Annotated in this window: 12 protein-coding genes and 3 pseudogenes; 10 read left to right on the forward strand and 5 right to left on the reverse strand. The window is 34.3% G+C overall.

What is annotated here, in order from left to right; genetic code table 11:
* Positions 1-25: 25 nt before the first annotated feature.
* The 5 genes and pseudogenes from CER22_RS27660 to CER22_RS32715 all read left to right on the forward strand — a co-directional run.
* Positions 26-1,051 (forward strand): ParM/StbA family protein, encoded by a 1,026-nt coding sequence (locus CER22_RS27660; protein WP_088063906.1) that lies wholly within the window; start codon positions 26-28, stop codon positions 1,049-1,051.
* Positions 1,052-1,346: 295 nt separating this feature from the next.
* Complete coding sequence (locus CER22_RS27665; protein WP_075308981.1) at positions 1,347-2,297, forward strand: magnesium transporter CorA family protein; 951 nt, start codon at positions 1,347-1,349, stop codon at positions 2,295-2,297.
* Positions 2,298-2,774: 477 nt separating this feature from the next.
* A pseudogene (locus tag CER22_RS32710) lies at positions 2,775-3,137 on the forward strand (MarR family winged helix-turn-helix transcriptional regulator).
* A gap of 218 nt (positions 3,138-3,355) precedes the next feature.
* Entirely contained in the window at positions 3,356-4,234 is an 879-nt protein-coding gene (locus CER22_RS27680; RefSeq protein ID WP_088063904.1) for a LysR family transcriptional regulator, read from the forward strand.
* A 55-nt stretch (positions 4,235-4,289) separates the two neighbouring features.
* Positions 4,290-4,373, forward strand: a pseudogene (locus CER22_RS32715) (DDE-type integrase/transposase/recombinase); the annotation flags it as partial.
* A gap of 179 nt (positions 4,374-4,552) precedes the next feature.
* On the opposite strand, the gene CER22_RS27690 reads toward CER22_RS32715, so the two are convergent.
* From CER22_RS27690 to ycaC, 4 genes are all read right to left on the reverse strand, one after another.
* Positions 4,553-6,388, reverse strand: coding sequence for an amidohydrolase (locus tag CER22_RS27690; RefSeq protein ID WP_142293585.1), 1,836 nt, complete (start codon positions 6,386-6,388; stop codon positions 4,553-4,555).
* Positions 6,389-6,401: 13 nt separating this feature from the next.
* On the reverse strand, positions 6,402-6,995 hold the full coding sequence (locus CER22_RS27695; RefSeq protein WP_088063901.1) for an antibiotic biosynthesis monooxygenase: 594 nt from the start codon (positions 6,993-6,995) through the stop codon (positions 6,402-6,404).
* A complete protein-coding gene (locus tag CER22_RS27700; protein ID WP_000067162.1) occupies positions 6,992-7,636 on the reverse strand; it encodes a hydrolase in 645 nt (214 codons plus the stop codon). The genes CER22_RS27695 and CER22_RS27700 overlap by 4 nt, the downstream gene beginning before the upstream one ends.
* Before the next feature lie 195 nt (positions 7,637-7,831).
* Positions 7,832-8,476 (reverse strand): isochorismate family cysteine hydrolase YcaC, encoded by a 645-nt coding sequence (ycaC, locus tag CER22_RS27705; protein WP_000131218.1) that lies wholly within the window; start codon positions 8,474-8,476, stop codon positions 7,832-7,834.
* A gap of 478 nt (positions 8,477-8,954) precedes the next feature.
* Here ycaC and CER22_RS27710 point away from each other — a divergent pair, with 478 nt between their 5' ends.
* From CER22_RS27710 to CER22_RS27720, 3 genes and pseudogenes are all read left to right on the forward strand, one after another.
* On the forward strand, positions 8,955-9,791 hold the full coding sequence (locus tag CER22_RS27710) for an alpha/beta fold hydrolase (RefSeq protein ID WP_088610136.1): 837 nt from the start codon (positions 8,955-8,957) through the stop codon (positions 9,789-9,791).
* Positions 9,792-10,231: 440 nt separating this feature from the next.
* Entirely contained in the window at positions 10,232-11,821 is a 1,590-nt protein-coding gene (locus CER22_RS27715) for a bifunctional metallophosphatase/5'-nucleotidase (RefSeq protein WP_088610137.1), read from the forward strand.
* Positions 11,822-11,951: 130 nt separating this feature from the next.
* A pseudogene (locus CER22_RS27720) lies at positions 11,952-12,090 on the forward strand (M15 family metallopeptidase); the annotation flags it as partial.
* 205 nt (positions 12,091-12,295) lie between these two features.
* Here the strand turns inward: CER22_RS27720 and CER22_RS27725 are convergent.
* Positions 12,296-12,715 (reverse strand): DUF1259 domain-containing protein, encoded by a 420-nt coding sequence (locus CER22_RS27725; protein WP_088063898.1) that lies wholly within the window; start codon positions 12,713-12,715, stop codon positions 12,296-12,298.
* A gap of 683 nt (positions 12,716-13,398) precedes the next feature.
* On the opposite strand from CER22_RS27725, the gene CER22_RS27730 reads away from it, so the two are divergent.
* Both CER22_RS27730 and CER22_RS27735 read left to right on the forward strand, forming a co-directional pair.
* On the forward strand, positions 13,399-14,664 hold the full coding sequence (locus tag CER22_RS27730; protein ID WP_088610138.1) for a Y-family DNA polymerase: 1,266 nt from the start codon (positions 13,399-13,401) through the stop codon (positions 14,662-14,664).
* Positions 14,661-14,949, forward strand: a 289-nt coding sequence (locus CER22_RS27735) for a YolD-like family protein (protein ID WP_088610139.1), incomplete at its 3' end; no start/stop codon positions are given. The genes CER22_RS27730 and CER22_RS27735, both read left to right, overlap by 4 nt.

A 14,949-nucleotide genomic window follows, 5' to 3' on the forward strand; every position in this document is an offset into this window, starting at 1 on the left:
AAAAAGAGAAAGTGAGGAAAAAAGTATGAAATCTCTGTATGCAATTGATGTAGGAATTGGTTTTACTAAGCGGGCATATCGACAGGATGTAGATTCTGAGGTGACGATTAAGAGTGAAGCTTCCACACTAGCCCCTGTACCTAATCATGCTGAAAGTGAAGATTTAACAAAGGTAAGTTTTATAGACTTAGACTTTGCATACTACATGGGAAATGAAGCACATCAATCTGACGCTTCATTTCTTCCTCCATTTGAAGAAGAAATAGAAAATTATTATGAAAGCGAACAGTTTAAACAACAAATATTTGGTTGCATTGCAAAGGATTATAAAGAAAATGTCGTGTTACCTTTAGTTGTGACCGGGCTTCCCGTTACTTATTTTGGTAGTCAGCATGAGCAATTACAAAATGTATTAAAAAAAGAAACTTCCGTGCAAATTGATGGGAAATTTATTAATATTACGGTGGAAAATGTTTTGATTCTTCAGCAACCGGTTGCTTTACATGCCTATTTCTTAAAAGAGGGAATCATTCAGGAACAAGATCGTATCTTAATTATTGATGGTGGATTTCGTACATTAGAAATGACAGATATGAAACAGAATGTCATTTTAAATCATTATGAGACGGAACTAGGATGTAGCAAGCCTTTGAAAAATATTAAGAATATCCTGCAGAATCATGCAGGGGAAAGTGATGACTTGCATATTAACGACATGCCAAAAATATTAGAAAAAGGATATGGAGGTCGAGAAGAAAATCATCAGACAAGTCAGGTTAATACTTTGATTCAAGAAGAGTTGGATACACACTTCCAAGACGTTATGCGTGTATTACAAGAACAATTTAAGTTAGACCAGTATGACACTATTATTTGGACAGGAGGAATAGTAGACATCCACAAAAAACGAATTGAAAAAATGCAAGGTGAAATTTCTTCTTTCCGTATGGTAGACGCTTCGAAAGAGGCAGCACTTCATGGATACTATATGATTGGAAGTCAAGTATTTGATGACATCACCAATCAATCTGCATATGAATCCAAATTATAATAACGACCGAAATGGAGTTCGTTGAATAGACGTGCCAAATTATGTGGCTTCTTTTCCACATATAAATAAGAAAAGATACAAAGTGCTTGTATAGAGGAAAAGTTTAAAATTTAGAATGAAAATAACTAATATATAGGAGGTCTTCCTTGTAACAGAAGAAGACCTCCTATGCCATTTAGTTTGTAATTTAGAGGATCTAAAAACTTTTCCTCCAAGACATGAATACCTACATATAAATTTCATATTACGGATATTATTCGATGAAACATAAAACTATTCAGAAAGGAAGAATAATATGGAATGCATAAAAATGCCGAAATGGGATTGGTATCATGTGAAAACTAGTGAACTTGAAAAACTTTCTTCTATAATCCCTCGTGATGTAACATCTTATTTCTCTCAATTTGTAAAAAAAATAAGTTCTCCTTGTGAAAATGGATTATATGTTTATACGTTATCACCAAGTCAAACTTGTGTATATGGTTCGTTTTTATATGATCAAGATAAAAAGGACGCCAAAATTCAAAAATTTCTTCATTATTTCGTAGCTCATGGAATACTGATAACGGTCCAGGAAAAAGAGGAAGAGGATTTCCAAAAATTAATACATAATTTCCCTATGGGTATAAAAAAATGTAATAGTTCCGCTGAAGGATTATGTGCTATCTTATCAATATTTATATCTCACTATTTACGAAAGGTTGACTATTTTGAAAACAATTTCAGAAATGTGTTATGGGATTTTTATCATCATAATAACATAGCAGTTTTAGAAAGAATTTATCATATTCGTCATGAATTATTTATGAACACACATGTGTTTCGCTTAATACAAGAAGTGTTGCAAGGCTTGGAGGAAGCTTGGTTAGAAAACCTAACAAACACCCTTTGTTATAAACAAACACACGTAAAATTAGAGCGTGGATTACAACTTGTTAAAGAGTACCAAGAAGAATTAGACACGATGATTCATTTACAAGAAGTTGTTTCTTCTCATCGTGGGAATGAAATTATGAAAGCTCTTACTGTATTAACTGCTGTAAGTACGCCTTTGACGGCCTTAGGAGCATTGTGGGGGATGAATTTTAAATACATGCCTGAACTGGAATGGAAATATAGCTATTTAATCGCTCTCTTATTTATCATTTTCACAACAGGGGGGATGTATTTGTATATGCGAGTCAAAGGATGGACAGGTGATTTATTACGAGTAAAGAAAAAGAAATCTTTTTTTAAATCTAATTAATCCTGTTTATAAAAAATATGATAGATATTAACCATAGATATATGGTTAGTAATATTTATTAATGGGGGTAGTGCCATATCCCCATCAAGTTAAAATTTTGATGTCCCCGCAATGATAAAAATGGTGAATATTTATATGAAAGATTAGAGCTCTCCTACACGAAGGAGGGCTCTAATCTTTGTTTAAAAACTATATTATATAAATGGGCAGACACATCATCTGAAATTTGTCCGGATTCAATTTAGAATATGACAAAAGAGAACTTGCGTTAGAAAACAAGCTCTCTTTAAAAGAAATAACGCAATTGAGATACTTATATAGTAACAATTGTTTTCTTCTAATTCTATATGTCTTATGTTGAGAAATAAATTATAAGTGGCTTGATAAAGCTAAAACGAATTATTGACATAATATTTTGACGATAATATAATAAATCTCGAATTCAAGATAACTTGTAAAGGATTGGTAATTAGGAACGTGAGTAACGATGAGAGCTTATCTTTAAAGTTATTTGTTATATTATCAAGGGCAGTACAGTCAATCACTAAGCGTATTGAAGAGGATATAAAAAGTTATAGACTTAATCCAACTGAATTTGCAGTGCTTGAGCTACTATACAGTAAAGGCGATCAGCCTATAAAAAATTGGAGACAAAATATTATTTGCAAGTAGTAGTATCACGTATACGTCAATTACTTCAGAAGGTATTGAATTGATGGATACTATTTTTCCACAGCATAAAGAGGGGATTCGGCAAATATTTGATAGTTTGGACTATATGGAGAAGAAATGATAATTAAAGAGTTGAAAAAGTTAGGATGTTACACACGGAAATTGTAAGTTTTTAGAGGTTATTTCTGTTTAGTAATATCCTAATTAAATATAAATTAAATAAATAGGAGGAAAAATTAATGAATAGTAGTAAATTTGTTGTAATACAAAATAAAAAAATTATGTAATTGCAATTAGTGTAGTAGGTAATAAAGTTGTTATGTTAACGTATACATATTGTCCTTTTCATTATAAATCTTTCATAAAGCGGAGAGTGGGTATCAAGAATGGAATTACGTCATTTAGAGTATTTTATTCAAGTTTGTAATAATAATAGTTTTACTAAAGCTGCGGAAGTTCTAGGTATTTCACAGCCGACTTTAAGTCAACAAATACGTGTGTTAGAAGGTGAACTTGATACACCCTTGTTTCATCGAGTTGGAAGAGGTATCAAAATGACAGAAGCGGGTAAGCTGCTATTTGATAAAGGAAAATTTATCATGCAACAATTTGATGACGTTTATAATGAAATTTTTGAATTAAAGGGTGTAAAAAGAGGTGTGATTACTATAGGAGGTTTATTAGAGGACCTCACTTATTTAACACCTTATATTATGAAGTTTCAACAACATTATCCCAACATTATAGTAAAAATTATAGAATCCGAAGTTGCTGTAAATCAAATCGTTGACAAAAATATTGATTTAGGGATCACACGTAGTGCTCAAATTCCAGACACATTAACAAGCACCCTTTTGTATAGCGAAGAGCTCGTCCTTGTAATTCCAAAAAAACATCCTTTGAATGAAAAATCATTTGTTTCTTTTCGAGAATTAGCAGGGCTGAGTAGAATAATGGTTTCATGTAGTTGTCGTGAATCTATTAAGATATATTCTGAGAGTTTAGGGTTATCTTTATCTGAAGCAAATATAGAAACAAAATCTTCTATTTCTCTATTGAGCCTTGTATATAATGGACATGGCGTTGCCATAATACCTCTTTCACTAGTTGACTTTGTTAATAATGATAATTTGAGTATAGTTCGTATTATTGATCCGACACCAAGTCAAGATATTAATCTTATTCACTTTGATGATAAATTTTTAAGTTTTGCAGCACGTATCTTTATGCAAAAGTTAAATGATCCTGAAAAAGTATCAGTATAATAGAAATAATAATGATTCTAGTGTAAAATTTGAAAAAATCTATAAGTCTTGAGGTGAAACCTATATTAAAGTCAAAGGGCAGTGGCTTTATATGTGTGGTGTGATCGATTCAAATGGGAATCCCATTGATTTTTACTTAAGGGAAAAGGACAGACTTTGCCTGGAGAGAAGGCTGTAAAAAACAAGTCAAGTTAATCTATCAACTCTTCGGTCTTCTCGCATAGTAATAGATTCAATTAGGGATATACAATGCTACTTCAAATCTACATATCCTTATTGTAGAAAGAAACCCACCGGCATTATACCGGTGGGTTTGACTTAGAAAGCAAAACAAGTACAACCAATACCCCATTTAGTTCCATCTTTTCCTATTACAGTATGAGTGTGTTGATGGAGGGGGTTACTGCAACTATGTAACTTGTGATCATGGGCATCGTGAGAAAGTATAGTGTGGGCTAGGTTAGCACCACCATAACCATAAACTCCCGTCGGTGACCAATCAGGTGATGCTGGCGGCAATTCAGGTGATAAATTTTTAAATTCATCATTTCCATAAACAACCTGCCCACCCATAATGGTGAGTAATGATTCAAGGTCTTTGATTTCTTCTTCTGGCACAGTAAAGTAGTCAGCAGACAATACAGCAATATCAGCAAACTGACCTACTGTAAGGGTTCCCTTTTTACCTTCATCACCAGAGAACCACGCACTTCCTTTTGAATATAATTCCAGGGCTATTTTTCTATCAAGTTTATTTTTTTCATCGTATATCGAAAGACCACCAATGGTTTTTCCGGCAACCATCCAGTAAAGAGCGACCCAAGGGTTATAGCTGGAAACCCTAGTTGCATCACTACCAGCGCCAACAGGTATACCTAGGTCTAACATACGATAAATTGGAGGGGTACGCTTTGCAGCTTCCTTTCCGTATAAATCAACAAAGTATTCACCTTGAAAAGCCATGCGGTCTTGGATGGCAATACCGCCATTTAAAGCCTTAACACGTTCCATACTACGATCTGAGATTGTTTCTGCATGGTCAAACCACCATCGTAGACCATTAAAAGGAATTTCTTTGTTGACTTCCTCAAATACATTTAAGAAACGTGTGATTGACTCGTCATAAGTTGCATGTAAACGGAATGGCCAACGGTTTTCCACCAATAAAGAAATTACTTTCTTTAAGTCAGCTTCCATCATCGTAGCTAGTTCAGGCCGTGGCATTTGAAATTTTTCAAAATCAGCTGCCGAGAATACTAACATTTCTCCGGCACCATTCATTTTATACTTATCAGTTCCTTGACCGGGGGAAACAATTTTTGCCCATGAAGCAAAGTCTTCATATTCATGATTAGGATTTTGCGTAAATAGATTATAAGCAATGCGCAAAGTTAATTGTTCTTTCTCGGCTAAATGTTCAACAACTTTGTAGTCATCAGGGTAATTTTGGAAACCACCACCTGCGTCAATGGCACTTGTAATACCTAATCTATTTAATTCGCGCATAAAATGGCGAGTTGAATTAATCTGGTCGTCAAAATTAAGTATTGGAGCTTTACCCAGACTTGAATAAAGAATAGAAGCGTTAGGATTTGCAATTAAAAGGCCCGTTGGATTACCTCGTTTATCCCGCTCAATTAAGCAGCCTGGAGGGTCTGGGGTATCTTTTGTGTATCCCAGTGCACGCAGCCCAGCACGATTTACAAGTGCTCTATCGTAAAGATGTAGCACAAAGACAGGTGTGTCTTCAGAAACAGCATTAATCTCTTCCAAAGTTGGCAACCGTCTCTCTTTAAATTGAAATTCAGACCAACCTCCAACTACTCTTACCCACTGAGGAGCAGGTGTACGCCTTGCCTGTTCTTTGAGCATTTCGAGAGCAATGGCAAGTGAAGGCACACCTTCCCATCGTAATTCCATATTATAATGAAGACCGCCACGAATAACGTGTATATGAGAGTCATTCAGGCCCGGAATAGCTCTCTTTCTTTTAAGGTCTATTTTTTTTGTTTTTTCTGTGGCACTATCAAGAAGCTCATCTCCACCTACTGCAGTTATTAAACCATCAGTTATGGCGATAGCAGACACCTCAGGTTGAGAGGGATCAAGGGTAGTAATTTTTCCGTTATATAAGATCATATCCGGTAAATTCATATTCACACCTCGTCTACTTCCTATTATTTTGTAACCATGGATGAAATAATTTACCGAAAATCGGCATAACTACCCATGATAGCAAGGACACTATACATACAGAAACGAAAAAAGCGGACATAATAGGATTCATATGTTTTATAATAGGTCCTATCAATTTAGGAACTAACATGCTAAGAGGCCATACACCCAGAAGGGTAACGATAGACATTTTCCATTTTGGCGGTGGAACTGGCGTTTTCGGAGTAACAAACCAATAGGCCAAACTGCTTTCAGTTTTGTAACTCGGATTAGTAACTTGAAATTGTTCTGCCGTTTTTAACAAATCTCGGCGAACATCTGATTCTTGCCAAGCACGTAGATGCTCATACGTATCAAAGCGAAAAATAACAGTATACTCTCTGGATGCATTATTAGGGACTATTAGATTTACACCTAAATGCCCTGGGAATTTAGTAGCGGCAGCTTCGATTTCATGTCTCCATGTTTCAAACTGTTTTTCTTTACCTTGTTGAATTTTCCATGTAACAATCGTTGTTACTGGATCAGCAGCATCCATCGTGTTCTCTGTATAAGTCTCCTCGACAGCTACTCCTTCTTGTTTCATATTTTCCTGCTTGGAAGCGCACCATGCACCATAGTATATGCGTATTCTACGCCTTGACCATAAGCACCAGTGTGTTCTTTTACAATCTCCATTACCGCATCATAAGTATCTTTGTGTGCCCAGTCACGTTGATATTCAAGTAAAACTTGAATTGCTGTTACTGGAATTGCACCAGCTTGTTCTACACGACGCATAGCAGCGTTATGTGCTGTCAAACTAGTACCACCTGAAGCATCATCAACTGCATACACCTCATAGCCAGCTTTAATTGCTTCAAGCACAGGGAATGCAAGGCAAACTTCAGTCCAAAGTGCTGCAAATATTAATTTCTTTCTACCTGTTGCTTTAACTGCTTCAACAAATTTTGGATCTTCCCAAGAGTTCATTGAACTGCGTTCTATAATTTCATGGTTTGGGAATATGTCAAGAATTTGCGGCCAAAAATAACCAGAAAAGCTGCGTGTCTCAACTGTAGTAAGAATAGTAGGTACGTTAAAAGTTTTTGCTGATTTAGCAAGTAGCATAACGTTATTAATCAATGTTTGTCTATCAATACTTGCAACTCCAAAAGTCATTTGAGGCTGAAAATCAATCAAGATTAAAGCGCTGTTCTCCGGATTTAATAATTCTAAATTACTCATAATAAAACGCTCCTTTTTTATTATTTAAGATTAAATTTAGAAAGTAATGTATTTTCTGTCAATATAAGCTGTAATCGTAAAAATAAAAGCTTTACTATACTTTTTAATTTAAAAGAGAGTGCTGACTTAATCAGCACTAAATTTATACTATCCATTTTTTTGAAAGTGATTTAAAGCTATTTCTTTGAAATACATTTATGCATTTTGTTTACTAAGGTCTCGTTGAGCTCCTAAATAGCTTCCAATTATATTTTGATAGCCGGGAAGATTACTAGCAAGTAAATTGCCAAAACCTTCAACATCGTTTCGCCAATCGCGTTGTAATTCGCAAGCTACGCTAAACCAGTTCATAAGTTGTACGCCATTATGTGCCATACGCGTATTGGCAGCATCTGCAACTTGTTTGCTGAAAGTTCCTGAAGCATCAGTAACAGCAAATACTTCATATCCAGCTTTTATAGCAGAAAGTGCCGGGAAAGCAACACAAACGTCCGTAACTACGCCCGCGATGATAAGTTGTTTTTTTCCAGTTTCTTCGATTGCTTTTACAAAATCATCATTATCCCATGCGTTAATTTGTCCAGGTCGAGCTATTTTTTGTGCGTGAGGAAAGAGATCAACCAATTCTTGCATTAAAGGTCCATTAGGTCCGTTTTCAAAGCTAGTTGTTAAAATAACTGGTAAATCAAAAAACTTAGCAGTGTGAGCAAGAGCTAAAACATTGTTCTTAAATTCATCAACACCATAGTCACGTACTAGTCCGGACATAAGACCAGTTTGATGATCTACTAAAAGCACGACAGCATCATCTTTGTTAATACGAGAATAGAGATCAGTCATTATGTATTCCTCCTAAAAATTAAGTAATCGAAGAAAGTTTAAATAGTCAAATATTATCATGATTTTCTTCGTTTGTTACGATTAGTTTGTAACTAAGCTGAACGATAATATTAGTTATAACAGCATTCACAGAATATGAAGCGCTATACAAATTTATAGTATTTGAAAACCGATTCATTAATCAATTCTAAATTATCTATAATTCGGATAGATGGTAACTATAGTTATTTTCACCATAAAATTGATTGGTTTTACCTATACATTCTATAGATAGAACGATATTGATAGTTACCTATTTTTGTTATTAGAATTGAATAGGAGGAATGTTCAGCAATTATTTCATGCTGAAAAAACTATTAAATGGGGAATTGTTCCATGCTTAGAGTTAACAACATAAACACGCATAAATAGGTTACGAGATTCATCCGGATTATTGAAGAAAAGGATATATATTAAAATATTTTTTGGAGGTAGAAGAATGGCAAAGATTACTGTAGGAACCGAAAATCAAGCACCAATTGAGATATATTATGAGGATCATGGCATAGGAAAACCAGTTGTACTAATTCATGGTTGGCCGCTAAGTGGTCGATCTTGGGAATACCAAGTTCCCGCTCTTGTTGAGGCTGGATACAGAGTTATAACATATGATCGTCGAGGTTTTGGAAAATCATCTCAGCCGTGGGAAGGGTATGAATATGATACCTTTACTTCTGATTTACATCAACTATTAGAACAGTTAGAGCTTCAAAATGTCACACTTGTTGGTTTTTCTATGGGTGGAGGCGAGGTAGCTCGGTATATTGGAAAATATGGAACCAATAGAGTAGAGAAGGCTGTATTTGCAGGAGCTGTACCACCATTTCTTTATAAGTCAGCTGATCATCCTGAGGGTGTATTAGATGATGTAGCAATTCAAGGATTTGAAAATGGAGTAAAAAGTGATCGCCTAGCATTCCTTGATGAGTTTACGAAAGGATTTTTTGCTGCTGGAGATCGAACTGACTTAGTTAGTGAACCATTTCGACTTTACAATAGGGATATCGCTGCGGGTGCATCACCTAAAGGGACACTAGATTGTATCGCTGCTTTCAGCAAAACAGACTTCAGAGGTGATTTAGCCAAGGTTAATATACCTACCCTTGTTATTCATGGTGATTCAGATGCAACTGTACCATTTGAATATAGTGGGAAGTTAACACATGAAGCAATTCCTAATTCTAAAGTAGCGTTAATAAAGGGTGGTCCACATGGGCTAAATGCAACGCATGCCAAAGAATTTAATGAAGCACTCCTATCATTTTTAAAGGACTGATTACAACTATATAATTGTTAATTGATAAATTATAAACAAGTAAAAATAAAGCTTTATAAAAGATGCTCTTGGATAAATCCAGGAGCATCTTTTTAAATTAGGAGTAGTGCACCACGGTAATCTTCCATTATGAAATTTCTATTCATTTTTAAATGGTGATATTGAGATGTTATCTTGAAAAATACTCATTAATTTCGAATTGAATAATCTTCTTAACAGCTAAAATGTAATGGTTAGAGTTTTTTAGACCTCTTAGATGTATTGCTATATTACTATCAAGATAATATTTTGAATAATCCTCAAAACAAAGATTTTTTTGTCAGAAAACAATAAAATCTTATTAATTTTTATAATTAGTTGAATTTTTATAGAAATAATCCTCTTAATATATTAAAATAACATCGTATTATGTCTGATTTTAATTAGGGGAGAGAAATTTTATGTTGAAAAAAATCATTCCAGTTGCTTTAGCAATAAGTACAGTTACTTTTACTAGTGTATTTGCTGCGCCTTCAGCACAAGCAAGTACAGAACCAAACCGCTACATAGATGTGCAAATGCTCGGTATTAACGATTTTCATGGGCAGGTAGACACTGTAAAAAAAATTAACAATAAAGATGCAGGGGGAATTGAGTACTTAGGGGCTTATTTACGTGATCGTGAAAAACAAAATCCGAATACATTAAAGGTACATGCTGGCGATGTTGTTGGAGCAAGTACTCCTGTTTCAGCATTATTACAAGACGAACCTACGATTGAATTTCTAAATGATTTGAAATTCGATGTTGGAACTATAGGAAATCATGAATTTGATGAAGGTGTTGCGGAAATGAACCGCCTTATTTATGGTGGATACCATGAGAAAACAGGGAATTTTAAAGGAGCAAAATTCCCATATGTTGCTGCAAATTTATATAATAAATCCACCGGTCGTTTATTTTTACCACCATTCACTATAAAAAAGGTACAAGGAGTTCCTATTGGATTTATCGGAGTCGTAACAACGGATGTTCCTAACCTTGTTATGCCTACTATGCTAAAGAATGTAGAAATTACAGATGAAGTTGAAGCTATTAACAAATCCGTAAAGCAATTAAAAAAACTAGGCGTTAAATCTATCGTTGTTCTTGCGCATAACGGAGGTACAACAGATGGGAACGGCGTAACAAATGGTGATATCGTCCGATTAGCAAATGAGACTGATCCAGAAGTCGATGTTATTTTTGGTGGGCATAGCCACACTTATGTAAATGGAACTGTTAATAATAAACTTGTCGTACAAGCAAATTCTTATGGTATGGCTTTTGCTGATGTTGATGTAAAGATTGATCGTAAGACACAAGATATTGTTGAGAAAAAAGCAGAAATTGTTACAACTTACCATGAAGGCATGGAGCCTGATAAAAAAATAAAGAAGAAGATGGAGAAATATCAAGCAAAAATCGCACCTCTTGTTAATGAAGTTGTAGGCAAGTCTATTGCTCCACTAGATCGCAAACTAAATACGGCTGGTGAATCTACTCTCGGAAATTTAGTTGCTGATGCCCAGCGTGCAACAATGCAATCCCAAATTGCTCTTATGAATCCTGGTGGTATTCGTAATGACTTAGATGCTGGTGATATTACATGGGGAGAGATATATGGTATTCAACCATTCGGAAATCAATTAATAAAAGTAAATTTAACAGGCCAAGACATTCGTGATATTTTAAATCAACAATGGCAAAAAGACATAACAAGAATGCTTCAAATTTCAGGGATCCAATACACTTGGGATGCGAACAAGCCTAATGGAGAAAAAGTAACAAGTATCCGCTTAACAGATGGAGAAGAAATTATTCCTTCTAAAACTTACAGCGTAGTTGCGAATGCATTTCTAGCTTCAGGTGGAGATGGATTTGTATCCTTTAAAAACGGTAAAGATGCTGAAACAGGACCAACTGATTTTGAAGCATTAGTAGATTATATAAAAAAATCAAAAGAACCAATTCAGTCTATTATTGATGGAAGAATTCAAAAAATAAATTAGGTTTTTATTAATCTCAAAAACAACTAGATTACCTGTGCGCTAAACCTTTTAGTGTGCAGGTAATCTATTTTTTGTGGGTTTGAAATAAAGTCTTACTGTGGACAAGGGGTATACCGTCTAGATGCAGAGTGCAGGGTTTATCATTCGTTATCCAAAGGAAAAGGAAAATATAACTGGTTATGCGTATGAGCCTTAGCGTATTCGCTGTGTAGGAGATATTGCAAAAAATATATAAGGAAAAATTAACTTTAGAGGAATATATGAGGTAAGAAAGCCAAAGTGAATTGCAAATCTGTATTTTTGTTTAGGGAATAGTATTTTATAAAATAGTAGGGTACTTTATTTTAATAGATTCAAAAACTGCCTATCTAAAAATTTGATAGGCAGTTTTTTTCTTTTGGGCACAAAGTGAAATAATTTTATGATGTTCGCACATGTAGAAAATGTAATGTGTAAATATATCCGAAACACCAATCATTGCCCCTCATTATTAGCGATAGGATAGCTACTTAAGGACAAAAAAGAATGGGCTAACTTTTGTGCAAAATGTAATGGAGGCTCTACCGACTGGATATGAATATACATAATTAAGGGATTCATGTACAGCCAGTGATTATGTAAAGCACTTACAATGATTCCTTGTTGTACAATTGATTTCATAAATGCAGGAATTTCTTCTTGTAGAACAGCGATTTCGCCTAAATTTAATGCATTACCATTTGGATCCAACGATTCAAAACTTACTCCGACGGGCACTACAGAAGTACTCGGTTTTGCTTGAACAAGCACCCTAAAATCGCGGTGAAAAGACACTGAACAACCACCTTGATTTCTTTTACCTTTCCCTTTAAGTATTGTAGCAAATTGTTCACAAAGGAAATTAAAATTTTGCATAAATTCAATTCCTTTCTTGTACAAAATTATATAATTAGGGATTCGATTGAGGAGATACAGATAAACAATCTTTCTTTAGCATTCAAAAAACAGGCTGTGATTTTAATGTATCCAATGTTTATTTTAAAAGAAATACACGCGATATTACTTGGATATTCAGGATTTCATTGAAGATGATTCGTGTATCCGGGTTAATAAATTTATGATTCATGATAGTCCGTTCGAGATATTGTTATAAAAAATCGATAAAGTATGCAATTATACGCTATTAGTTTATGTAGGTTAGATAAATATGTGTCTAAATTTGAATGATAAAACTAGAAAACAACGTTGAGAAAATAACCAATAATAATTTATTTTCTATAAACAAGCACTGCTAAATAGTACTCTTTTTCGAAATAAGTCTTTCTTATATAAGTATATTGCTTTTAAATACAGGATTAAGTTTGAATACTAAAAAACGGGTTCTAAAATACCGTATCTATTGACAAAGAATCTAGTTGTTTCTTCTTGTATCTATTTACATTTTTCAAGAAAAAATATAGAGGTGAATTCCTTGATTTTTTCTTGAAAAATGTTCATGTACGGTTATATTAACCAAAATTTTCATGAAAATACCTTTAAAAAGAACGTTAGTTCGTATATAATAAGAACGAATGTTCTTTTTGTTAGGAGTGATAACCTTGTATGATTATTCTCTTTTACCGAATCGTATTATTCTTTGTGTAGATCTTCGTAGCTTTTATGCAAGTGTGTCATGTATTAAAAAAGGACTTGATCCACGATATACGAAATTGGCTGTCGTAGGGGATGTAAACCGGAGTGGATCAATTGTATTAGCAGCAACACCGCCATTAAAAGCGTTAGGAATAAAGAAGATGGCTAGAATGTACGAAATACCGAAGCGGTCAGATATTATTATTGTGAATCCGATTATGCATACATATATGAAGTGTTCAACTTACATAACCGGTTTAGCTTTACAGTATGTTGCGCCGGAAGATTTCCATCAATATAGTATTGATGAGTTTTTTATGGACATGACCGCAAGTATTCATTTGTTTGCGAGTAATCCGTGCGAGTTCGCATTAAAGTTTAAGCGAGAAATATATGAACGTACACGGATTGAAAGTACGATTGGTATTGGACCCAATTTATTATTGAGTAAAGTAGCACTGGATGTGGAAGCGAAAAAGAATAACGATGGAATAGCGCAGTGGACGTATGACGATATACCCGAGAAGTTATGGAGTATTAGACCACTCAGTAAATTTTGGGGTATATCGTATAAAACGGAAATGAAATTAAATCGAAAAGGTATACATACGATTGGAGATTTAGCGCAGTACCCATTGAAGTATTTAAAACAATCATTTGGTGTAATAGGGGAAGAATTACACTTGCATAGTAACGGGATTGATTTCAGCAGAATAGCAGAGGAATATGTTCCAGCGACAACATCTATAGCAAAAAGCCAAATATTATTTCGTGATTATTCAATAGAAGAGTTCATCGTTATTTTATTAGAGCATACAGAAGAAGTTTGTTACAGATTGAGAAGCGAAAAGAAATACGCACAAACGATTCATTTTTCAGTCGGATATAGTAAGGAATATGGAGGAGGAATAAAAAAAGCACATACGTTAAATAGAGCAACAAATTTAACGATGGATATTTACAATGTTTGTACATATTTTTTATACGAGCGGCATACAGGAGAGCCGATTCGATCGATAAGTCTTTCCTTAACAAATTTAATACATGAAGGAGAAGAGCAAATTTCGCTTTTCGATAACATTATACAAAGAGAAAAAGAAATGAGATTAACGAAGGTTATGGACGAAATTCGAACACGATTTGGTAAGAACAGTATATTACGTGGAATTTCCTACACAAGCGTCGCAACAGCAAGATATAGAAACACATTATTAGGAGGGCACAAATCGTGAAGAATGCTAATATGCCAAAAGGAAGAGGCATGGTAAAATGGCAACCGTTTGCTAGTATGCCAGAGCAGTTTATCTGTATTAAAGACATGATACAGGAGCAAACAAAAATCTCGCGTCCAATCTTAACGCAAGATGCAAAAGAAAGGATTGAAAATAAGCTGTTAATTTCATATTTAGGTGAAGAAGAGGTTTTACTTACATATTATAAAGATGGCTATCTATATAAAAATTACATAACAGTAGCTGATATAAATCCATTAAATAAGACGATTACTTGTACCGATG

This window comes from Bacillus sp. K2I17 (genome assembly GCF_002209985.1).
Lineage (GTDB): Bacteria > Bacillota > Bacilli > Bacillales > Bacillaceae_G > Bacillus_A > Bacillus_A wiedmannii.

Excerpts from the sequence above, each read along its gene's own strand:
- CER22_RS27700 (WP_000067162.1), bottom strand. The coding sequence starts at position 7,636 with ATGAGTAATTTAGAATTATTAAATCCGGAGAACAGCGCTTTAATCTTG.
- CER22_RS27710 (WP_088610136.1), top strand. The coding sequence starts at position 8,955 with ATGGCAAAGATTACTGTAGGAACCGAAAATCAAGCACCAATTGAGATA.
- CER22_RS27660 (WP_088063906.1), top strand. The coding sequence starts at position 26 with ATGAAATCTCTGTATGCAATTGATGTAGGAATTGGTTTTACTAAGCGG.
- CER22_RS27680 (WP_088063904.1), top strand. The coding sequence starts at position 3,356 with ATGGAATTACGTCATTTAGAGTATTTTATTCAAGTTTGTAATAATAAT.
- CER22_RS27665 (WP_075308981.1), top strand. The coding sequence starts at position 1,347 with ATGGAATGCATAAAAATGCCGAAATGGGATTGGTATCATGTGAAAACT.
- CER22_RS27690 (WP_142293585.1), bottom strand. The coding sequence starts at position 6,388 with ATGAATTTACCGGATATGATCTTATATAACGGAAAAATTACTACCCTT.
- CER22_RS27695 (WP_088063901.1), bottom strand. The coding sequence starts at position 6,995 with ATGAAACAAGAAGGAGTAGCTGTCGAGGAGACTTATACAGAGAACACG.
- ycaC (WP_000131218.1), bottom strand. The coding sequence starts at position 8,476 with ATGACTGATCTCTATTCTCGTATTAACAAAGATGATGCTGTCGTGCTT.
- CER22_RS27725 (WP_088063898.1), bottom strand. The coding sequence starts at position 12,715 with ATGCAAAATTTTAATTTCCTTTGTGAACAATTTGCTACAATACTTAAA.
- CER22_RS27715 (WP_088610137.1), top strand. The coding sequence starts at position 10,232 with ATGTTGAAAAAAATCATTCCAGTTGCTTTAGCAATAAGTACAGTTACT.